We start from the raw sequence: 21756 nt of genomic DNA, 5'->3' as shown, positions 1-21756 counted from the left end.
AGCGCGCTCGACTGGAAAGGCGGAAGCACGACCCTATGTGCGCCGCCCCGGAGACTATGGTCTGGCGCATTCGCAAGCTCATGCGACGCTCGGACTCACGCCCCAAGGGGCGAAAATGTAATGCACCCCACGCACGGGTGCTGCGCGCGTGAATCGCCTGTGTTTCTGCAGATTTCGTGCGGCACACCTTGGCAGTCGTTTCGGCACTGATCGTCCGCCGTCGGCAGCCAGACCCTGTGCCACTCGCGGCTAAGTGACTGATACGGCTGGGCACCTTCTGGCTGCCACAGGCAGTTTCGATAAATCATTGAGATCACAGCGCAAATCGGCTATAAATGCCTTGCTTCACCATGATCACTGGCGTGCTGGACAAGGAGTCCGCCGCTTGGCACGCATCACCATCCGCATAGACGATGAATTCTATGCGCGCCTGTCCGTTCAGGCGCGAAACGCTGGCCTGGGCACCGCGACCTTCTGCCGCGACATTCTCGAGCGCTTCGAAGGGGATGATCCATCAGGATATCATGCCCGTTTCGACGAGGTCCATGCGACGCTCATTCAGGCGTTGGCTATCCTTGCGACATCGGTGGGCGAGCGCTCGCCTGAAATTCTTCAAAAGGGTTTGGACGAGGCGCGGCGCCTTCTCCGCGAAAGGGGGCTGCTTGATCCCGAGCAGGACACGCTATGAGCATCTTTCGCCACGACACGCTCGGTTCCTGGACCAGGGGCGGCCAGGCCATTGTCCACAATGTACGAATGACCACGCAGGTCTTCTACCAAACCCTCCTTGCAGGGGTTGTGGTGTGGATCGGCGGCACCCTCTGGTACGCGATTGAACAGTCATCGGACTATGAGCGCTTCGTCATGCTCAAGGTGACGCAAGCCTACTTCATGGGCGACACGCTCCCCGGCAATGCCACACCGATCCTGTTCGAGACCGAGAGGGGCGTGCAATATTGGACCACGCCTCAGGGATTGATCAACTCGGGCGTCGCGCACAAGACAATCGCCGCTTTCGAGACCTATATTCTCCATGGGGCTCTCCTCGCTGGTCTGTTTGCCCTCGCTATGTTGGGATGGGCCTGGTTCTATTTCACGAGAACGGGGAGGGGGCTCGGCTCAAACCAATTCCTCCGCGGCGCCAAGTTCGGAACGGTCAGGCAGGTCCGCCGTGCGCTGTGGCGTTATTCGAAGGGCAGCTTCAATATCGGCGGGGTCAATGTGCCGGACGCCTTCGAGCCGGAGCACATCCTGCTGTGCGGCGCGCCGGGCACCGGCAAGACCAACATCATCGTCAAGATGCTCGACGGTATTCGCAAGAAGAAGCGCCGCGCGATCGTCTACGACACTGCGGGCACGTTCGTGGAAAAATTCTATCGGCCCGGGATCGATGTTCTGCTCAACCCCCTCGACGCGCGAGCGGACTGCTGGTCACCCTGGGTCGATGTGCCCCGCGACTATCACTATGACCAGATCGCCGAGTCCACGATCCCCGACAAGACTGGCGACCCCTTCTGGGCCAAGGCTGCGCGCGGTACCCTCGTCGCTGTTCTGAGGAAGCTGGCGAAGCAGGAACGCACCCTCGTTTCAGTTCTTCTCGACACACTGCTGCGCTCCAAGCTGAAGGATCTTGCCGCCTTCGCCGCAGGCACCGATGCGGCCGCCTTCATCTCGACCGAGGGTGAGCGCACCAGCGCCGGCATTCAGGCCGAGCTCGCCTCGGTGATGCGCAGTTTCTCCTATCTCGATGACACCACTGACGGCTTCTCGATCCGGGATTGGGTCGCCAACGAAAAGGATGACAGCTGGCTCTTCATCACTGTGAAGGCGGATCAGCTTCCGTCGTTGCGTCCTCTCATCACCGTGTGGCTCGATATTGCGATCAGCGCGATCATGAGCATGACGCCTGATCGCAACCGACGCCTCTACTGCGTGATCGACGAACTGCCGACGCTCCAGCGTTTGCCTTCGCTCGGCGATTTCCTTGCCCGCGCCCGGAAATATGGCGGGTGCGGCATCCTCGGTTTCCAGAGCTATCCCCAGCTCGAGGCAACTTACGGTATTCAGGATGCCGCAGCGATTACCGGCTATTGCTCAACCTGGGTGGCGCTGCGCGCGAACGATACCCCGACCGCCAAGCATGTCAGCGAAAATTTAGGGCAGGTCGAGCAGGTCGAAGCCAATGAGGGCATGTCCTATGGCGTGAACGATATGCGGGACGGCGTGAACCTCTCGCGCATGCAGGTCACGCGGCCTTTGGTTATGCATACCGAGGTCACCAATCTGCCCAACCTGATGGGCTATCTTCGGTTTGGCCGCAGCTTGCCCGTGGTCCGGTTCGAGGACAGCTACAACAAGGTTGGCTCCCTTGGCGAAGCATTCGAAGAGCGGACGACAGCGCCAATCCGCATGCCTGCGCCTGAAGGCCCAGCGCCTTCGGTCGCTATGTCGTCATCGCCTCCGCAAAGACAGAAGGCCAGCACCTCCCAAAAAGGGAGATCCAACGCGAGAGGGCAGGAGGCCGAGCTTCCGCTATCTTCTCCCGAAGACGCTGCGGATGATCCGGTGACCCAGGAAGAGAATGAGGCAGTTCCTTTGCCTTGCGATCTGAGAGGTGATCCGCCTCAAAGCCTGCCGAGGCCGCCTCTCGAACTGTTGGGCAAGCCGGCCGGCTTCCGTCTGAGGCAGCACAGCCGACATGACGGCGTCCGCAATCCAGCGAGGCCGGCATGATCAACCCGATCCGCCTCAGGGGCAAACCCGCCAACATTGCTCGCTATTATACGGTAGGCGATTACTACACCAAAGGCTCCAACGAGCATTCCGAATGGGGCGGCAAGATTGCCGCTGAGCTCGGCTTGCGGGGCGCCGTCGACCCAGCCATTTTCAAGGAGCTGCTTGCCGGCAAGATCGAAGAGCAAAAGCTCGGCCGGCGTCGAAAGGACGGCGAGATTCACCACCACCCGGGCTGGGATTTTGCGGTCAATGCACCAAAATCGGTATCGATCATGGCGTTGGTTGCAGGGGACGACCGCGTCGTCGAAGCCCATGAAAAGGCTGTGACGGCGGCGCTCTCCTATGTTGAGGAACACGCGCTCACGCGCCATCGTGTGGATGGCGAGGTGACCGAGAGGACAACCGGGCGGCTGGTCTGGGCGCGCTTTACCGAGCATGCATCGCGGGAGCTTGACCCACATCTCCACACCCATGTCGTCGTCATGAACATCACTGACGTCGGCGACCGGGCCAAGAAGGTCAGCCTGGAGACGCGGGTGATGTTCGCCGAGCAGATGACGGCCGGACAAGTCTATCGCAATGAACTGGCACATCTCCTGAGGGAGCGGGGTTACAACATCGACTTCGATCCGCGCCGAGGCCTTTTCGAGATCAGAGGCGTTCCGAAGGACTTGATCGCGCACATGTCCCGCAGGGCCGAGCAGATCGACGCCCATGCGAGGGAGCATGGCTTGGCCGGGCAGGCAGAACGCCAGAAATCTTTTTACGCCACGCGTGGACCGAAACAGAGAGCCACGATGGAGGAGCTCCACCAGCAATGGGGGGATCGCCTGGGCCCGCATGCCGAGGCAGTGCGAGAAGCCCGCGCTGACGCCGAGAAGATAGGAGATCGCCTGATCGAGGTCGAAGCCTCGGTTGCTGCGCGAGCCATGCTGTTTGGCATTAGGCAATCGGAAGGCAAGGAGGCAGTTAACAATCTCGGGCGACTGCTGCAGACAGCATTGGCCTCCCATGTCGGAGAGGTGCGGTTGTCCGATGTGCGTCCTATCGTCGAAGAGCATGAGCGACGGACCAAACTCCTCGCTACCAAGGAGCGCACAGGGGACAACATTCATATCAGAGGGCGGACAACCCGCAGGACTGCGCGTCTCGAGATCGCGCTCTCCGACCAGCTGGCACTGGCACTGAACGATGCCCGGCCGCTGGCGCCTGTCGAGGCCTTGCGAGATGCCGGGATCGCGCGCCACCTCAAACCTGAGCAGAGGACCGCGCTCCTCCATATCGGCACGTCCGATCACCGGGTCGTCGCGGTGCATGGCGTCGCCGGTTCGGGCAAGTCGACAATCATCGGCGCGCTGCGCGAGGCGGTGGGGGAGGGGCCGACGCTGATCGCTCTTGCGCCAACTTCCTCCGCGGCGAGTGAGCTCGGCCAAAAGGCCGACATTGCCTCGCGCACGGTGGCAAGCCTTCTTGCGACCGGAGGCGCGAAGCTCGACGAGAGCCACGTGCTAGTAGTCGATGAGGCGGGGCAGCTCGGTAATCGTCAGGCGCTCCGACTGCTCGAGATCAGCCGCTCGACGGGCGCCCGCCTGATCCTGCTGGGCGATACCCGGCAAACTGGCGCCATCGAGCAAGGCAAGCCCTTCTGGCTGATGATGCGCCTGGGCATGCCAAAGGCCGAACTCAAAGACCCGGTTCGCCAAGAGAACGACGGGATCATCCAGGCGGTCCGCTTGGCGCGCCTTCAGAATTACGATGGTTCTCTGAAGGCGCTCGAGCACGTCACCAGCGGCGCGAGCAGCGAGGACCTTGCAAAAGCGCTTGTCAACGATTGGACGAGGTTAACCCCCGAGCAGCGAGCGAAGACAAACATCCTCGTCCTCGAAAACGCGACCAGGCTGCTCGTGAACTCAAGAATTCGCGAGGCCCTCAAGATGGAGGGCGCAATCGCGGCGGAGGAGACCCGACTTTCGATCCTCTCACCATCGGGCATGAGCGACCAGGAAAAGCACTTCGCGCGGTTCTTTTCTCGCGGCCAAGTTGTCATATTCTCCCGCGACAATGTGGGGCTCGGCATCGCGCGCGACGGGGAGTATCGCGTCGTGAGCGTCGGCCGCGATGCTCGCGGGCGGCAGATGGTCAATCTTGTAGATGGGCATGGCAGGGCCATTCAGTGGGACCCACGGCTCGGACGCGCGTCTCAGATCAACGTGTTCCATGAGGAGGATCGCTCCCTCGCTGCGGGCGACCGCATTCAATGGCGCCTGGTCAGCAGGGAGCTTGACCTCAAAAATGCGGAGCGCGGGACGGTTGAAAGCCTCGCTGGGTCGGTGGCCACGATCAGGTGGGACCGGAGCGCCAGAGTTCAGGACATCGATCTTTCTCGCCACAGAAACTGGGACCATGGTTATGGCGAAACGGTCTATTCGGCGCAGTCGAAAACCTACGATCGGGTTTATGTGCTGGCGCCGGTGAACTCGCCTTTGGTCACAGGGCAGAACTACTACACGGCCATCACGCGAGCCCGCTTTGGAGCCCAACTCTGGACGGAAGATGCAAAGCGGCTGGTCGACAAACTCAAGCACCGATCGGGCGAGAAGACGTCTTCACTGCAGGGACTGGGCCGCATCGATCGTGACAGCGTGAGGGGACGGAGGGCGCAGCATAGGCTGCGCTGGGACCAGCTGCGCGATGAGCAACGGACCACTCGGGAGGAGGCCATGATGCTTCGTTCACTTGCATATGCCAAACCTACCGAGCACCAGCGGGAGGGGCTGGCCGAACGCATCGCGGGCCGAGCACAGTCGGCAGCCTCCTTCCTCGATCGATGGATCGTCTCTTTACTAAAGCGAGGCGCGGACCGAGGCGAGGCGCCGGAAGCCGAACGTCCCGCTTCGGCAACCCGCGCTCCGGCGATTGAACACGTGAAGGCATACTCCCGACCGCATGGAGACGCCCATGACCACTAGGCGCCTGAAGCCCGTGGGACTGGTCGGCCTGTTAGCTGTAGCCGCCTTGGCACACCCGAAGCCGGCGACCGCAAAATCTTCCGATGTCGATGAGGCCCGTCTCGGCCTCTGTATTCACCAAGCTGCCGGCGGGCGAACATGGCTGGAGAAGACCTTGTGGGGCCTGCGTGACCAAGAGGCCGGGTGGATCGGAGCTGAGATTGCGAACAGGAATGGCACGCACGATCTCGGGCCGCTTCAGGTCAATAGCTTCTGGGTGCCGAGGCTGGCCGCGTTGACAGGACGACCGGCTCAGCAGGTTCGCACCTGGCTGATCCAGGATCCATGCTTCAATGTTCAGGCGGCCCGATGGATTTTTCTGTCGGCTCTTGCCTCAACCGGTGACTTCTGGCGAGCTGTGGGTGTCTACCATAGCCCAACCGAGTGGCGGCAACTGCGTTACACTACCAAAGTCGCGGTGCACCTTCGACGGAGGTTCGGCGAAGATGTGTTTGGCCGCTAAGTCGGACGATCCGGAAAGGCAGGTTCTGAACCGCGCGGGCAGCAAGCGGCCATTCGTTCAGTTCGCACATCGGACGTTGGCCGTCTGGACGGCATTTCCTCTCTACCCAACCTTCGCCTATAGGCGAGACATCTTGCATGGGGAATCAGATGGCATTGGCTAAGCGTGACGGTGCAAATGAAGGGGTCGCCTCGGTGGGGCGTGCATTGAGCGTTTTAACCTGTTTTCGTCAGGATGATGACCGGCTCAGCTTAGCCGAAATTGCCCGCCGCACCGGTTTGGTGAAAAGCACCATCCTGCGTCTCATCACATCGCTCGAAGAGGCTGGGCTGCTGATCAGAGTCGATGACAGCTATCAACTCGGCAGCGAAATTGTGAGGCTGCACAGCATCTACAATGCTGCAATGGGGCTTGATAAGATTATAATGCCCGTACTCAGAAAACTTGCCGAAGAAACGCAGGAAACAGCGGCTTTTTATACTGAGCAAAGCGGCCAGCGCTTTTGCCAGTTTCGCGTGAACTCTCCTCTCGCCCTGCGCCTCGACATTGCACCGGGATCATTTCGACCGATGGACAATGCATCGTCAGCGCAAATCCTCAAGATGTTCAAACATTGGCCGGATGAGCAGCCGCCTGTTCCTGGGCTGCCGCTCTATACTGCGGGAGCAACGACGCCACATACAGCCTCCCTCTCGGCTCCGGTGCTCGCGCATGATCAGCGTCTCGTGGGTGCTCTCACGATCACGGGACCCATCTCCCGCTTCACATGGGAAGCCGCGTCTCGCATTCACGAACCGGTGATGCAGGCCGCCAGCCAGCTATGCCGTGCATTGGGCGGCAGCCTGGAGTTGGTTTGGCCAGCCAATGGGGATCAGATGAAGCCATAAAGGCGAGCAGGGTTATCAACGAGGATTCGCTCTCGTTGCGAACGGTCTGGAGCCCAGTCGAGCAAAAGGTCCAGTAGCGCCGCTTCATCCGGAAGCTTTGCCGCTTGTCCGCGATGAGGCCAGTCGCTTCCCCATACCAGCCGATCCGAGGCGATATCCACATAGCTTCGTGCAATGCTGCTCAAGTCGGCGTAGAGCGGCCCTCCAGACCGGCTCGAAATATAAGCGCCGGATAGCTTCATCCAGATCTTTCTCTCAGAGAGCAGGCGCAAAATCGCATTATATTCATCGCTGGTGTAGCCGTGCTCCGGTTCGACTGAACCTAGATGATCGAGGACGACTGGCACTGGCAGCTTCATAATTGCTGGTGCCATGTCCAGGATCTGATCGGCTTTGGCGTAGATCTGCACGTGCCAGCCCATGTCGGCAGCAATCCTGGCGGTGGCATTGAGGCGACGGACGTCCGAACGTCCCCATGGCTGAGGTGACACGAAGTTTACGCGAATGCCGCGAATGCCGCTGGCAGCCATCAGTGCGAGGTCGGAAGGAGGGGCGTCGCTGTCGATGACGATCACGCCGCGCGCAGCGGCTCCAAATTGCCCCAGCGCGTCAAGTGTAGCGCGATTATCCGTGCCGTAGGTGGAGGGCGTCACCACGACCACGCGCTGGGTCCCTAGGCGACTTTGCACCTTTCGATAGGCCGCGACGGTCGCATCGTTAACCGGTTCGCCTCGCCAGTTGGCGGTTGCCGGGAAACGGGTGTCAAGAATGTGAATATGGCTGTCCGTCGCACCTGGAGGAACGTCCAATTGAGGACGCTCGTGTCCGGCTGAGAATGGGGAGCCGGAGGTTCTCGGCCCCGTGCAGGCTCCAGCAACCCCGGCGAGACCAGCAACGATAACGGCACGCCTGGACATCGCAAGCGTCGTTTTCCCGGCAACGGTTACCCGGCCGTTTCCTTTTGTGGTGGACATACCCTCTCCTTTTGTCGTGCTAAACATTTAATAACAGAACGTCGGTCTAAAATGATGCATCCCCGTCTTACCGAAGCCAATTTTCAGTGATTTCCGCAAATCTTCTGATCTCCATAAGTGGCTTAACACCGCTTTCCTGAGCTTTTCCAGCATGTAAAGCATCGTATGCAAGACATATTGCAACGCCGTTCTATTTATGTAGAATGAGTCGCGTGACGTCTGTTCAAGGGCAGCCACACAGCGAACGCTAAGGCCGCGATCGCAAAGATAAAACAACGGGACGGATCGTTCGATCACGAGGTCGACGCCCCCGGCACAGGGAGAAGGACATTGGGCTTCAACGCGTTCAACAAGCGCCTCGCGAGTACGGCATCTCTGCTGGCTTTTGTCGTAGCAGCGCCCGCCTTCGGGCAGGCTGCGGCGGACAATAACGAAGCGGCTGTGGCACAGCGAACCAGCGACGGCGAAGCGAGCGAGGCCGGAGCGGCAGACATCGTGGTCACAGGCTCGCGTATCGCGAGCGCCGGCTTTACGGCTCCGACCCCGGTCACCGTGCTTGGCAGCGAGCAGCTTGTAAAAGCGTCACCATCAACTCTTGCGGACTCACTCCGGCAGTTGCCAGCGCTTAGCAACATGTCCGGCCCGCAGCGCAACTCCGGCACAACGAATGGCGGTCAGAGCTTCCTCAACCTGCGTTCGCTGGGCGCGACGCGTACCTTAACGCTCCTCGATGGACGGCGCGTGGTCGCGACGAACCTCACAGGCAGCGTTGATCTCAACATTCTTCCCGCCGGTATCGTGCAGCGCGTCGAAGTGGTTACTGGCGGTGCGTCAGCGGCATATGGGTCGGATGCCGTGGCCGGCGTGGTCAACCTCATCCTCGACAAGCAGTTCAAGGGCGTGAAGGGCGAGGTCAACGCCGGTATCGCTCAGGAAGGGGATAACAGGGAGTTCCGTGCGACCCTCTCCGCCGGCACGTCGTTCGCCGATGGCAGGGGCCATATTCTGCTCAGCGGCGAATATTTCAACAACAAGGGAATCAAGACTGGCGCACGCAAATGGGCGAGTCAGGGCGTCGGCTTCATAAACAATCCAAACGGCACGCCGACCTTCGTCCTCGAGCGTGACATCCGAACCGTGGGTACCTTCGGGGGTATGATCACAACCGGGGTCGGCGGGACTGCGGCGAACAATGCCTTCTTTCGTGGCATCCAGTTCCTGCCAGGCGGCGTAACCGCGCCTTACAATTTCGGCACAATGACGACCTCCACGCTCCAGGTTGGTGGCGATGGCGTTCCCACCGAACTCATCCAGGAAATCAACCGCCCGCTGGAGCGCGGCAGTGTCTTTGGCCGTGCGAGCTTCGATGTGGTGGATAACGTGACCATCTATACCGAGGGTCTGTTCGGCAAATCGACGTCCACGGTTGATAATAGCTGGAACAGGCACCAGACCGCCAACCCCATCACCATCCGCCGCGACAATGCCTACTTGCCAACGACTATTCGCGACCAGATGCTCGCACGGGGCGTCACATCCCTGACCATGCTGCGCTTCTCGCCGGAGCGGGGCATGGTCAAGACGAAGGTCGACAGCGAGACTTATCGTGCGGTGATCGGCTTCGATGCGAAGCTGGGCGCGCTTAATCTTGATGGTTATTATCAATATGGGCGAACGGTCCAGGACAACGACACGCTGAATAGCGAGAATGTCACGCGCTTCACTCAGGCGGTCGATGCCGTAGTCAACCCGGCAAATGGGCAGATCGTCTGCCGCTCGACGCTGACTGCCCCGACCGACGGCTGCGTGCCGTTCAATGTCTTCGGTGTCGGCGCCCCTTCCGAGGCGGCGCTGGATTACACGCGCGGCACGAGTTCCTCCCATTCTGTTATTGAGCAGGAGATCTTCGCCGCGAACCTTGCTGGTCCGCTGGTCGAGGGCTGGGCAGGACCGATCAGTTTTGCAGTCGGCGGCGAGTACCGGAAGGAACGCGCCAATGTCACGACGGACGCGATCTCACCCACCGGTGCTTTCCTTTTCGGCAATCCCTCCCCTTGGTCAGGGCGTTATAATGTGAAGGAGGCTTATGCCGAGCTGGTGGTGCCACTGCTTCGCAACGTTCCTCTCGTCAGCGAACTGGATCTGAATGCTGCGGGACGTGTTACCGATTACAGCACGAGTGGCTCGGTGAAGACGTGGAAAGTCGGACTGAGCTACAAGCCGTTCGACGATCTGCGGTTTCGTGGCACGCGCTCCCGCGACATTCGCGCACCAAACCTGTCCGAGCTGTTCCAGGCGGGCCGGCAGAATGTCTCGTCCGTCGACGATCCGGCCAACGGCAACGTCCGGGTGATCGGCATTCCCACGTTCAATACCGGAAACGCGAGCCTCAAGCCCGAAATCGCCGACACGTTGACGTTCGGAGCGATTTACAGTCCAACTTGGCTGTCCGGCTTCAACGTTTCGGTCGATTATTACGACATCAAAATCAAGGATGCGATTGGCAGCATCGGCGCACAGACTGCGGTCGACCAATGTTATGCCGGAGTTGCCGCTGCTTGCTCCGTCGTCGTGCGGAACTCCTCGAACACGATCGTCCGTTTCAATGCTTTTCCGATCAACCTCGCATCGGCAAAGGTCAACGGTCTTGATATCGAAGCAAGCTATCGTGCCAAAGTCGGCGTGGGCTCGCTCAACCTGCGCGCCCTTGCCTCCTATATCGGCAAGCAGGAGCAGACGACGCCGGGCGCAACACCGATCGATCGTGCAGGTGAAGTTGGGCTAAGCAATTTTCCGCGCTGGCAAGGTGTTGCTCAGGTCAACTACGACACCGATCGCTACGGCGGCTTCCTGCAGATGCGCTATGTCGGCGGTGGCCGCTATGATGTGACGCGCGGGCCTGCGGTCATCGACCTTCAGCATATCCCGGCGCAGGCCTATCTCGACGGGCAGATCAGCTTCAAGCCGGATGTCGGCAACGGTCAGACCGAGCTGTTCCTCAACGTGCGCAATATTCTCAACAACGACCCGCCCTACGCGCCATCGGCGGGCAACGTGCCGGTCGCAGTGAACGTGACGCTTCACGACTCCTTCGGGCGTCTCTTCCGCGTGGGCGCTCGCTTCAAGTTCTGATTTAAACCGACGAAACATAAGGAAATTTCATGATTGGGCTGAGCGTTCATAAGCGCGTGCACTTTGTCTCCGAGGCGGACGTCGAGCGCTTCCGCGCGCTTCCGGTCGCGAATGTCAGCGATGTCATGAACCGCATCCCGGCGGCAGGGCCTACGCTGCGTCCAATGCACCGGGCCGGAGTGCTCGCTGGGCCGGCGGTCACGGTGCGGACCCGTCCTGGGGACAATCTGATGATCCACAAAGCGATCGAGATGGCGGTGGCAGGCGATGTGATCGTCGTCGATGCGGGGGGCGATCTGACCAACGCCCTGATCGGGGAAATGATGATCGCTTATGCGAAGACCAAGGGGATTGCCGGCTTCGTCCTGAATGGCGCCATCCGTGACTATGGCGTGATTTCACAGGATGACTATCCAGTCTTCGCTGCTGGCGTCACACATCGTGGCCCCTACAAGGATGGCCCGGGCGAAGTGAATGTGTCGATCGCCCTGGGTAGCCTGGTCATCGCGCCAGGCGATCTCATTCTGGGCGATGCTGACGGGGTGGTCGCCGTTCCAGTCGCGGATGTGGACGGGGTCTACGCTCTGGCGCTTGAGAAGCACAAAGCAGAGACGGCGCAACTCGAGGCGATTGCTGCGGGCAAGACCGACAAGAGTTGGATCGACCGCGCGTTGACTGCGAAAGGTTGCGCCGGGCTGCTGGAAGTGAATAGCTGATGGCGAACGCATCCGATCCCGCGCCGCGCATCGTCATTCTGGGAAAGCGGCTTGCGAAGCCGGCGATGGACCTGGCCGAGGCGGCGGGGGCCGTAGTCATCACCAGTGACACCTATTTGCGCGGTAACGAACTCGAGACCTTCATTGCGACGCATCAGCCGGATGGCGTGATCGTTCGCCTTGGCGAAATGACCGAAGCGGCAATGGCGAAGGCGCGGCAACTACGGATCATCGCCAAACATGGCGTGGGTTACGACACGATTGACGTAGCCGCAGCGGCGGCTCGCGGAATTCCCGTAACGATCGCAGCGGGCGCCAATGCCATCTCGGTGGCAGAGCAGGCCTTCGCGCTGATGCTGGGCGTAGTGCGCCGTGTGGCCTGGCTCGATCTGCGTATGCGCGAGGGGCATTGGGACAAGCCCAATTTCCTCGGTACGGAGTTGCATGGCAAAACGCTCGGCATCGTCGGCTTCGGGGCGATCGGGCGGCATCTCGCCCGAATTGCCTCCGGTTTTGGTATGAAGGTCGTCAAATATGATCCGATCGACGTGGCGCCCTCGGATCTGGGGGAAGCCGCGGCCGCGAGTGTCGAGGATCTGCTGCGCCAGGCTGACATCGTAAGCCTGAACTGCCCTCTCACACCTGCAACACGGAACATGATCAGCGGGCCTCAACTGGCCATGATGAAACCGGGAGCGGTCCTGATCAACACTGCCCGTGGCGGCCTTGTGGATCTCGACGCCCTGGCTCAGGCCCTTCCGGAAGGCAGGCTGGGCGGTGCGGGCCTGGACACTTTCCCGTTCGAGCCTCCCGAACTCGAAGAGAAGCTGCGCACGTTCCAGAATGTCGTGTTCAGCCCGCATATCGGCGCAAGCACGGTAGAGGCGGGCGAACGGGTTGGCATTCTTGCCATGTCCCACGTGCTTGATTTTCTCGCGGGTCGCGAAATCAACCCGTCCTTCATCGTCCGGGCGGGGTCAGCGAAATTGCCGATCACAGCTTAGGGCCTTCGGAGCATCGGAATATTCTGGGAGAGAAGATTATGTCGATATTCAAACCGATCGCGGGAGGCCTGGGTGTCCTTTCCCTCGGACTGGGTTCTGCGGCCCCAGCCCAACCCGCTAATGCGTCAAAGCCCTTGCCCCAGTCGGCGAGTATGAAGATCGCCGAGGCGGACCGTCTCGCCGGAAACGACTTTCTCCTGCGCGCGATGCGCAACTATCATTGTTATTATGTCGATCCCGCGCCTGCCCAGTTCCGCCCGGCAGTCATGGACACTACGAGCTTCCTCTTCGGAAGCCAGCTTGCTGATAATGTCTATTATCTAGGATATCTCAATCTTGCGGCGTACGCGATCCGCACTTCCGACGGCCTGGTTCTGGTCGACGCGGGCGGAAGCGAGGAGCACGGCCGGAAAATCCTCGAATGGATGGGGAAGGCAGGCTTCAAGCCAGCCGACCTCAAATGGATCGTCATCACCCATGAGCATTTCGATCATTTCGGCGGAGCGCCTTTTCTGAAGGCCGAGACGGGAGCCAAGATCGTCGCAGGTGCCGATGCCGTATCCGGTGAGGGCGAAGCGCAGAAGCTCCCCGCTTCGCTGCTGCCGCTCGACCTGACAGTCAAGGAGCGAACGACGCTCAAGGTGGGTACCACCGAATTGGTCCTGCTCCCCACTCCCGGTCATACCAAGGGAACGATCTCTGTCTTCGCGCCGATCGAGGTGGGCGGAGTTCGCCGCATGGCCTCCTTCTGGGGTGGAAAAGGGATGCGGCCCAATGTGAAGGACCTCCGCGAGATGGTACGCTCGCTTGCCGTCTTCACGGCGGAATCCGACCGGCTGAAGGTGGATGTTCCCCTCAACACTCATAGCTGGGGCGACGCGACCATCTCGCGGCTCATCAATATGAGTCTGGTTCCTGACGCGCCAAATCCATTCGTGTTGAGCAAGGATCAGTCCCAGAAAAATCTCCAGATTCTGGAACGGTGCACATCAGCCTATCTTGACGCCGTCGAAGCCGGATCAATCACACGCGGCATCCGCGATTAAGATCGTATAACAACTAAGAGAGGAACCGTAGTGGCGAACGCACTCGAACGGACCGTCATGCGCAAGGTGCAATGGCGCCTGCTGCCTTTCCTCATCGCCTGCTATTTGCTCGCGCTGATCGACCGGACGAACGTCGGTATGGCATCGCTCCAGATGACTGCGGATATCGACCTTAGCAAATCACAATTTGCTTTTGGTGCGAGCCTTTTCTTCGTGTCCTATTTTCTCGTCGAGGTGCCCAGCAATCTCGCGCTAGAGCGGTTTGGCGCCCGACGTTGGATCGCCCGGATTATGATAACGTGGGGTCTGATCTCCAGCGCGATGGCGTTCGTACAGGGGCCGGCTTCTTTTTACACGCTGCGCTTCATCCTGGGTGCAGCGGAGGCCGGCTTCTTTCCCGGCATCATTTTGTACCTCACCTACTGGTTGCCGCCCGCCTATCGCGGTCGCATCCTCGCCCTGTTCGCAATCGCGATTCCACTCGCGAGCTTCATTTCATCGCCACTATCCGGCGCGTTCCTCGCAATGGACGGGCTACTTGGCATGCGTGGCTGGCACTGGCTGTTTATCTGCGAGGGCCTCCCTGCGACGCTCCTCGGTGTCGCCTGTCTTTGGGTTCTGACGGACAGGCCATCCAAGGCGACATGGCTATCGGATGAGGAGAAGATGTGGTTGGAAACGGAGATTGCCTCCGCGAAGCGCCCGAACGGGTCGCAACTTGACCAGCCCAAATGGCACGTCTTCAAAAATCTCCAGTTCTGGGGCCTCGTACTGGCGTGTTCGGGCGCTTCCGCATCGGGCTCGGTGCTGGGCGTCTGGCAGCCCCAATTCCTCAAATCATTCGGGCTGAGCGATTTCACCACCGGTCTCGTCAATGCCATTCCCTATGGGATTGCGACAATTGCGATGGTTACCTGGGGCTATCACTCCGACCGTACCGGAGAGAGGCGTTGGCATACAGCGATCCCATTGCTGCTGATAACTCTCAGCACGGCGTTGGCGGCGTTTGCACCGAGTCTCGCATTGGTCGTGCTGCTGCTGACTTGTGTTCTTTGCGGCGCCTATTGCTTCAAAGGTCCCTTCTGGAGCCTCGCCTCGGGCTGGCTCAGTCCCGCGAGCGCTGCTGTGGGCATCGCAGCGATCAACGCCACCGCCAACCTCATAGGCGGTGGACTTATGGTCAATGTTTATGCCTGGGTCTTTGAGGCCACCGATAGCTTTGCGCTGGCGCTCGCGCCGCTTTCGTTACTTACGCTTGCGAGCGCAATTGCGATCATTGCTGTGGAGCGGCGAGCCAAGCAGATAACACTCACCGCGTGACGATTGCTGCAATTAGGGCATTCGAACCTTTTAAACTTTCCTCCTTGAGCCTTGCTTCGGCTTGAACCAGCTACTCGCGGTGGCCACCGATCGAACCAATGGCGGCTTTTAGAACCCCATAGTTCGCGACTGACCGTCAGCTATGTCGGCGGCATCTGCCGGTCAACTGTAGCAGTTGCACGATCGTGGCAGCTATTCACGACCCTCGCCATTCGCACGTCATCGCGTAGAGCGAAGGCAGTGTGCTCCAAGCAGTCGTCAGCCGTGAGGGTCAAGCATCCTTTAGGCGACTGCAGTGACCGGGCACCCAACCCGGAAATGCCGGACGCACCCATATTGTCAGTGACTGTAAACGGTCGAAACGCTACGCGCCAACAACGCCGCCGCTTCCGCCTGCCTATGCGTTCCCGTCTTGGCGAGAATGCGCTTGAGGTGGCTCCGCACGGTCGCAAGCCCGATCCCCATGCCTGCCGCGATATCCTCCAGCGAAGCTCCCCGTCCGAGAGCGGCAGCAACTGCTCCCTCTGTCCGCGTGAAGCCGAATAACTCACGCAGCCGCGCTACGGCGATCGGCGCTTCGGGGTCGCGGATGAATACGAGCACGGCAGGCCGCTGTTCGCCCAAGGCCGAGACTGCCGGACGCAAGGGCGCAATCTCAAGGGCCAGTGGCATGCGATCAGGACGCGGAATGGCGAGCGCAGCGCCGGATTTGGCAACCTGTCCCCGCGCGGTGGCCATTGCCCCGCGCACCAGCGCAAGCAGCTTGTCGTGAAGGGCTGGCGAGCGCAGCGCCAGCCGCCCGCGAACAACCGCCAGTTCTGCGTTATCACGCAGCAGGTGCTCTGCCATGCTGCTGGCCTGAATGACGCGGCCTGCGCCATCCACCATCAGGACGCCCGTATCCATCTTGTCGAGCGCCTGCAATGTAGCCGCATGGGCATGGGATACCGCCGCAAAGCGCTGCCCGAGACGCAGCGCCCGCTGCAAGTGCGGCAGCACCAGCGCCGCCTGCCGCCGCTCTGTTGCACGATAGCCTCCGGCACCCTGCGGCCTGTGGATACCGAGCACCCCGATAGCTCCCTCTGCTGCGGGGAACACCGCGCCAATCATGTGATGGATATCAAGGTGGCGTAGCCACTCCTGATAAAAGCCGCTCCGCGCTTGCTCCTCGCGCGTCACCAAATCCTCGTCGGTGATGATGCGTGACATGCCGTAGGCGACGCTGCGGTCCACCCATAAATCCTTGCGGTGCCAGTCGTCCGCCCATGCCTGTTCGCGTGCGGACACCATGAGGTTGTCCGTGCATTCGAGAAGGTTCACGCGGGCATTGTCGCCGTGCAATTTAAGAACGGTGCTGGTGGAGCCGAGCGTTTCCGCGATGCGTGTCGCAGTGCCTGACCACAGGGCGTCGTCTATGGCTGCATCGTAAAGATGCGCAATCAATCCCGAGACGCGGGACGATTCATAGAGTTCTTGCGACGGCATGGCCGTGTAACGCCCCCTCATTCATCTGGCAGTGCGGATTAACTTTATCTCCGCACCAACAACCTCGCATGAACAATACGGCGGGATGGCGCTCTGCCGTCCTACCGCGCCTGTTTTCTCCCCTGTTTAGGGGACGAATGCCCGCCCGCGCCACCTTAACCATAGAGGGAAGGATTTTCACGCGCGGAGATGTCATGAGCAAAACCCGTCACCTTATCGCACCCTTGCTGCTCGCGGCGGCTCTTGCCGCCTGCGGTCAGAACGCTGCGACGGTAGAGAATGCCGCCGCCACAGATGGGGCCGAGGCAACGGAGTCCGGCAACACGGCTGGGATGGCCACCGCTGAAGCTGATATCGCCGCCGCAAACCAAGCCGCCACGCCCGCTGCAACGGAAGCCGCTCCGGCCAAGACGCGAGCGGCCACCACCGCGGCCTTGCCGCTCAAGCGCGGCTATTACGTCGAGAGCGATACGCCGTGCGGCCAAGCCTCGAACGCCACCACGACGCTGCTGCGGCGGAACGGCATCGGCGGCGCAAGGGATTTCTGCGAGTTCAAGAAAATCGAGCAAACGGGGCCGAATACCTACCGCGTGACGGAAGCCTGCGGGGATTTGCAGGACAACGCGCCGCCGGAAGCCAGCACCTCCATCTACACTCTCACGGGGGATACGGCCTTCACCGCCAAGAGCGAGCATGGCTGGGAACGTAGCGCCCGCCACTGCGTCCAATCGAGCATGCCGCCCGCCTGGCGCGGGAACGATATCAGCGATGTGACGGGATAGCGCCTCGCGCCGTCATTTGCCGCCTGTCCCGCTTCTTACCAACGAAAGTAACCACATGTCTCTCACCACGATGACAGGAGTTGTCTCCGGCATTCGCCATGCCCCCGTGACCGAGGGGGTTATCGGCAAGAGTGGCGGGTCTGTCCGCACAGGCCAAGCGCTGGCCTTCCGCGTCGATGACCGCTCCGTGCAGATCAAGCTTCCCAATATGCCGGACGTGCAGGACGGCGAGACGGTCACGCTAGCCGGACGGATCAAGAACGGCACGTTTCAGGCGCTGGCGCTACGGAATGACCGCACCCGCGCCATCTACTCCACGCCTGCCATGCCGGGCTACATCATGGGCGGCCTTATGACGGCGGTAGGCTTCCCGCTGCTGTTCATCCTCGTGGGCGTCTTTTTCATCGGCTTTGGAGGCTTCACGCTCTGGCAAGCGCACAACTACGCGCAAGCAGCGAAGCTGCTGCAAGGCGCGTAAATCCTTTCCCTCAATAAATGGCAGGCAATCATGAGAAGAATGCGAAGTATTGTGCTGGGCGGTGCATTGATGTTGGGCGCGGTGTCCGGCGTCGCGGCATCGGCGGTGACGCAAGGGGTTTCAGCGGATAAGCTGGATATCACGGGCATCAAGCTCGGCATGACCGAGGCCGAGGTCACGCGTGCCATCAAGGCGTTCGACCCGAACGCGCAACTCGTGAACAAGCGCATGGCGCATTACCCTTACTCCGATGGCGTCACGGGATTTCAGACGTCTGCCTTCCTTGATGAACTCGAATTTCGTGCGGGCGATTCACGGTTCAGGATTTGGTTCGCCAGCCCGCCAACGGAGCCGCGCGTCTATGCCATTCACCGCTATTCGCGGGGAAATAAGACGCCCCCGACGCGCCAGCAGTTCGTCACTGCCCTGACTACCAAATATGGTCCCGCCCAGACCCATTACCTGCCGAACACGGGAACCACCGTCGTACAATGGACTGAACAGGAAAAGCCTGTCTGCGCGGTCAGCACGAATGCCAGAATTGCTGTGGATGGCGGCAACGAAACGCTGCTGCCCCCGCGTGCCGTCGAGGTGCTCGAAGGCATGGGACGTAGCCAGCATCCCAATCTGCGCCGCACGATGGGAACCTCCGTCGATGTGGCGCGATGTGGCACGGTGCTGCGCTATACGTGGGGCGGGCCGGCGAACGATCCGGAGTTTCCGATCTCGGAGTTCTATGTCTGGCTGGTCGATCAAGGCGGCATGATCGCCAAAGACCGCCAGTCCGCGCGGTGGGTTCAGCAACTGCGGACAGAAGCGGTGCGCAAGCGCCAAGGGCAAGGCGTCACCCCGAAGCTCTGACAGCGGCAAAAAGCGGGCGTAATGCGCCCCGCCATCCTGCTGGCGTGATCGGGGGGCATGAGGCCGTGCTGGTTGCGGCCTCATGCAACAGGACACAAATCCATGCGCCTCATCGTCGTCGCCGAACTCGATCACTGTCTTTCCTGGACGTCTGAACAAACGCCTTCAGGAAACCACGATCGTCTGCTCAACGTCCACTTTGTTGGCGTCAGCCGCCTGAACTGGCCCCACACCCTTGTCACGCTCACTTCATCGCCCGCTATCTGCCCACTGCCAGCGCAAGCACCGCTCCATCCGGTAAAATCACCAAAGATCCTGTCGAGCATCTCCAGAAGATCTCAAGTCCGCTGATGCTAGCAAGGCAGTGCGAGTTCTTTGGCTCGATGAAGCGAAAAAGGCTGAAAGTCTGTTGGTGAACTCGCGAGAACCAAGATGTCTGGTTCGCTCGTCATTCGGACAAGGCCATCCTCTGCGGGACCCAAAGCGATTTAAAAAGTCAAAAAATTTCAAAACTCTGCGACAAAAGGTTCAACAACTGTTATCCACTGCGCATTGCAGCGAACACAGCCCGCAAGCTAGCGCTACGACTGAGAGACCTTTTGTGCTCCCGCTTGCTTCTCGGGACACACAGCAATGAGCGTTATGTTCTCAAAAGGTCTAATCGCATGAGCCGTGTCGTAAGCGTTGACGCTACACCTGCGACGGTCACACAAAGATGTGACAAGCTTGGCATCACTATCTCTGTGCTCGAACCGTTGCAATCAGGTGGCACGCGCGTGATCCTGAACAACAGCGCTGATGCTGAAGCTGTACGGCGTGTTATGAAGGGCAAACTTATTACAGGACCAAGTGTCCGATCGTCACTTTACGTTTCACGGGTCAGCACACCCTATAGCTGAGAAGGTCCCATGGCTTCCGACACAATGGAAAGACGTGAAAATGGCTGACGATACTGACCCTGGAACAGATCATGAGCGCACCGCCTGGATAGACGCCTTGGCCTTCGATGACTTCTACGGAACCCAAGGCCCTGAAAAGATCGATCAGCGCATCCAAGACTGCAGGCAAGTGGGCAACAATGATGAAGCGGCGCGGTGGATCAACGTCGCAGGTAAGATAGCAGAACTGTATAGGCGGCGGGCTGCTGGTGTCGAATAAATGCGTGCGAATAGGGTCGTATTCAGAGCAACCACATCGAGTAACAGCTTAAAAAGCGGGTATGTTTGCTGAGGGTCGACATTGAAGGCGCGCTCACTCCGCCAAAGCCAAAATCCTGTCCATTTGCCAACTTATCGACATCATTCATCCGGCCTCGTATCCTGAATCAACGTCGAAAGTTCGTCTAAGGTCGTGGAAGAAGACCTATATGGCGCCTATGGGCATCTCTCGGGCGCCAAACCTCAAGGCTCCGCACGGCCACCCACTCCTAAGAGCCGTTATCTCGATAGCGACAAGGCCAAACGCCGCTATCCGCGCCCAACAATCACCGCAAACAACCGATCGAGGTTAGCCTGAACATCCTGGACATGGGCGTTCTGGGCGTATTTGGCTAACCCAAGAGGCAAGCTCATGCTCTCGTACATGGCGGACGCCTCAGCATCGGTTAGCAGACCCCGCTTACGCAAGATGTTAGCGAGGCTGAGAATCCCATTGATTGCCGACACATCCGACGCCTCATGAGCCGCGATTAGTTCAACTGAAACCAGGTCGGGATTATCGTTCATCTGTGCGCCTTCCAGTATGCGCTCACAGCAGGAAAGCGCGATTAGTCGTTGGCATAGTTAGTCGCAGACAGTGTTATGGGCGCCCCAGCTCTCACGCTCGAAATCCTTGCGCATCGACGCGGGCAAGGACCGTATCCAGGCCGAGAAGTAAGCGTCGTGTGCGGTAACACTCGTTCTGATCGCTACCTGCTATATTGCAGCCGCAAGCGGTACCAAATCGTTCTTCATTCGCGCAGCGTCGCGGTTGCGTGCGAGTTCAAGAGCCTGGTCGGCCATGTCACGCCACGCGGCCTCCGAGCGGAGTGCGCGTATCCGCACATTCTCCAAGAGAGCGCTGGCAGCTTCGTTCGCTGCTTGTTCGGCCCGTGCGGTTAAGAATTCATAGGTAAGCGCCATCGGCATTACTCCGGAGGTTTTGGATCGGATCAGGCGCGAACGGGCACCCCAACCCGTGCTACACTCCAGGCACAAGCCGCAGCCGCACCGAGTTCATGTTGAAACGCGCCGATCCGAGCGGCGATGGAAGAAGCTCGAGCCAACTGCTCGATGCGCTCACTCTCGCTGGTGGCGGAGTTGGCGCGCATCACCGCATGCTGGTGAGCAGCATATTCCAGATTAATGTCCATTCGCGATCTCCTATTAAGGATGGTAGTGCCGCCAATTCCCCTCTCGACCAGTCAGGCATGCCACGACGTGGCACGGCAATTTCGGCTTGGCGGAGAAAGCTGAATGTCCGCCATGGACCCGTGCTGGCTAAGAGGTTCACCAGGCAGATGCTGGCGCACTGCCCAGGCTCGGGCGTGAAAATTTCACGCAGGGGCAATGCTTGGGTAGCTCGCTTATCAGTCCGCCGCAGAGATAATATTCTCTCAAAGTTGGCGTCTAATAATGCATATCGTCAGGCTTTGATGGTTACGATCCCGACGGGGGCAGGCTTAGTAGAGGGGTTAGACGCACTCGGCTTGGAAGGCTTTGCAGCCTTGGGCTTGCGCACTTCCTTTTTCGATTTCATTTGACCCTTGGCCATGATGCTTCCTTGGACACTGACGTTACAAACCTTGTCGGGACGCCAGATTTCGTCTGACCCAGACAGCCGAGATCGGATAACGTGACCGAACTGAGCCGTGAAAAAGCGCCAAA

19 protein-coding genes are annotated in these 21756 nt (G+C 59.9%); 15 read left to right on the top strand and 4 right to left on the bottom strand.

All coding sequences use genetic code 11. The annotated features are described in order from the left end of the window. Positions 1–385: 385 nt before the first annotated feature. The 5 genes from ACNAOH_RS03850 to ACNAOH_RS03830 all read left to right on the top strand — a co-directional run bounded on the left by ACNAOH_RS03850 (position 386) and on the right by ACNAOH_RS03830 (position 7094). Complete coding sequence (locus ACNAOH_RS03850; protein ID WP_443971454.1) at positions 386–688, top strand: hypothetical protein; 303 nt, start codon at positions 386–388, stop codon at positions 686–688. Further along, the gene (locus ACNAOH_RS03845; protein ID WP_443971453.1) at positions 685–2733 is read left to right on the top strand and encodes a type IV secretion system DNA-binding domain-containing protein; all 2049 of its coding nucleotides are present in this window, start codon (positions 685–687) and stop codon (positions 2731–2733) included. The genes ACNAOH_RS03850 and ACNAOH_RS03845 overlap by 4 nt, the downstream gene beginning before the upstream one ends. Beyond that, positions 2730–5705, top strand: coding sequence for a MobF family relaxase (gene mobF / locus ACNAOH_RS03840; RefSeq protein WP_443971452.1), 2976 nt, complete (start codon positions 2730–2732; stop codon positions 5703–5705). Before ACNAOH_RS03845 ends, mobF begins: the two co-directional genes overlap by 4 nt. Then, positions 5695–6207 (top strand): lytic transglycosylase domain-containing protein, encoded by a 513-nt coding sequence (locus ACNAOH_RS03835; RefSeq protein WP_443971451.1) that lies wholly within the window; start codon positions 5695–5697, stop codon positions 6205–6207. Before mobF ends, ACNAOH_RS03835 begins: the two co-directional genes overlap by 11 nt. 137 nt (positions 6208–6344) lie before the next feature. Then, positions 6345–7094, top strand: a complete 750-nt coding sequence (locus ACNAOH_RS03830) for an IclR family transcriptional regulator (protein WP_443971450.1) — start codon at positions 6345–6347, stop codon at positions 7092–7094. Here the strand turns inward: ACNAOH_RS03830 and ACNAOH_RS03825 are convergent. Continuing rightward, a complete protein-coding gene (locus ACNAOH_RS03825) occupies positions 7079–8095 on the bottom strand; it encodes an amidohydrolase family protein (RefSeq protein WP_443971449.1) in 1017 nt (338 codons plus the stop codon). The two genes, ACNAOH_RS03830 and ACNAOH_RS03825, sit on opposite strands and share 16 nt — an antisense overlap. A gap of 303 nt (positions 8096–8398) precedes the next feature. Here ACNAOH_RS03825 and ACNAOH_RS03820 point away from each other — a divergent pair, with 303 nt between their 5' ends. The 5 genes from ACNAOH_RS03820 to ACNAOH_RS03800 all read left to right on the top strand — a co-directional run bounded on the left by ACNAOH_RS03820 (position 8399) and on the right by ACNAOH_RS03800 (position 15286). Further along, positions 8399–11200, top strand: coding sequence for a TonB-dependent receptor plug domain-containing protein (locus tag ACNAOH_RS03820; RefSeq protein ID WP_443971448.1), 2802 nt, complete (start codon positions 8399–8401; stop codon positions 11198–11200). 29 nt (positions 11201–11229) lie between these two features. After that, positions 11230–11916: an RraA family protein gene (locus ACNAOH_RS03815; RefSeq protein WP_443971447.1), complete on the top strand. Its 687-nt coding sequence runs from the start codon at positions 11230–11232 to the stop codon at positions 11914–11916. After that, the gene (locus ACNAOH_RS03810) at positions 11916–12920 is read left to right on the top strand and encodes a hydroxyacid dehydrogenase (RefSeq protein WP_443971446.1); all 1005 of its coding nucleotides are present in this window, start codon (positions 11916–11918) and stop codon (positions 12918–12920) included. The genes ACNAOH_RS03815 and ACNAOH_RS03810 overlap by 1 nt, the downstream gene beginning before the upstream one ends. A 152-nt stretch (positions 12921–13072) precedes the next feature. Then, entirely contained in the window at positions 13073–13966 is an 894-nt protein-coding gene (locus tag ACNAOH_RS03805) for an MBL fold metallo-hydrolase (RefSeq protein ID WP_443971445.1), read from the top strand. A 30-nt stretch (positions 13967–13996) separates the two neighbouring features. Then, entirely contained in the window at positions 13997–15286 is a 1290-nt protein-coding gene (locus tag ACNAOH_RS03800; RefSeq protein WP_443971444.1) for an MFS transporter, read from the top strand. A gap of 339 nt (positions 15287–15625) precedes the next feature. Here ACNAOH_RS03800 and ACNAOH_RS03795 read toward each other — a convergent pair whose 3' ends face one another. Then, complete coding sequence (locus tag ACNAOH_RS03795) at positions 15626–16771, bottom strand: helix-turn-helix transcriptional regulator (RefSeq protein WP_443971443.1); 1146 nt, start codon at positions 16769–16771, stop codon at positions 15626–15628. A 137-nt stretch (positions 16772–16908) separates the two neighbouring features. Here ACNAOH_RS03795 and ACNAOH_RS03790 point away from each other — a divergent pair, with 137 nt between their 5' ends. The 5 genes from ACNAOH_RS03790 (at position 16909) to ACNAOH_RS03770 (ending at position 20050) form a co-directional block, all read left to right on the top strand. Next, complete coding sequence (locus tag ACNAOH_RS03790) at positions 16909–17553, top strand: hypothetical protein (RefSeq protein WP_443971442.1); 645 nt, start codon at positions 16909–16911, stop codon at positions 17551–17553. Between the two features lie 55 nt (positions 17554–17608). Beyond that, the gene (locus ACNAOH_RS03785; protein ID WP_443971441.1) at positions 17609–18031 is read left to right on the top strand and encodes a hypothetical protein; all 423 of its coding nucleotides are present in this window, start codon (positions 17609–17611) and stop codon (positions 18029–18031) included. 51 nt (positions 18032–18082) lie between these two features. Further along, positions 18083–18892 (top strand): hypothetical protein, encoded by an 810-nt coding sequence (locus tag ACNAOH_RS03780; RefSeq protein ID WP_443971440.1) that lies wholly within the window; start codon positions 18083–18085, stop codon positions 18890–18892. A gap of 102 nt (positions 18893–18994) precedes the next feature. After that, positions 18995–19243, top strand: a complete 249-nt coding sequence (locus tag ACNAOH_RS03775) for a hypothetical protein (RefSeq protein WP_443971439.1) — start codon at positions 18995–18997, stop codon at positions 19241–19243. A gap of 588 nt (positions 19244–19831) precedes the next feature. Beyond that, positions 19832–20050 carry a hypothetical protein gene (locus ACNAOH_RS03770; RefSeq protein WP_443971438.1) on the top strand — a complete coding sequence of 73 codons (219 nt, stop codon included), beginning with the start codon at positions 19832–19834 and terminating at the stop codon, positions 20048–20050. Between the two features lie 308 nt (positions 20051–20358). On the opposite strand, the gene ACNAOH_RS03765 is transcribed toward ACNAOH_RS03770, so the two are convergent. Then, complete coding sequence (locus ACNAOH_RS03765) at positions 20359–20616, bottom strand: hypothetical protein (RefSeq protein ID WP_443971437.1); 258 nt, start codon at positions 20614–20616, stop codon at positions 20359–20361. A gap of 425 nt (positions 20617–21041) precedes the next feature. Continuing rightward, the gene (locus ACNAOH_RS03760) at positions 21042–21242 is read right to left on the bottom strand and encodes a hypothetical protein (RefSeq protein WP_443971436.1); all 201 of its coding nucleotides are present in this window, start codon (positions 21240–21242) and stop codon (positions 21042–21044) included. Positions 21243–21756: the final 514 nt, after the last annotated feature.

Source organism: Sphingobium sp. CR28, from assembly GCF_052327305.1.
Taxonomy (GTDB): Bacteria; Pseudomonadota; Alphaproteobacteria; order Sphingomonadales; family Sphingomonadaceae; genus Sphingobium.
This window is presented reverse-complemented; position numbering and strand designations above follow the sequence as displayed.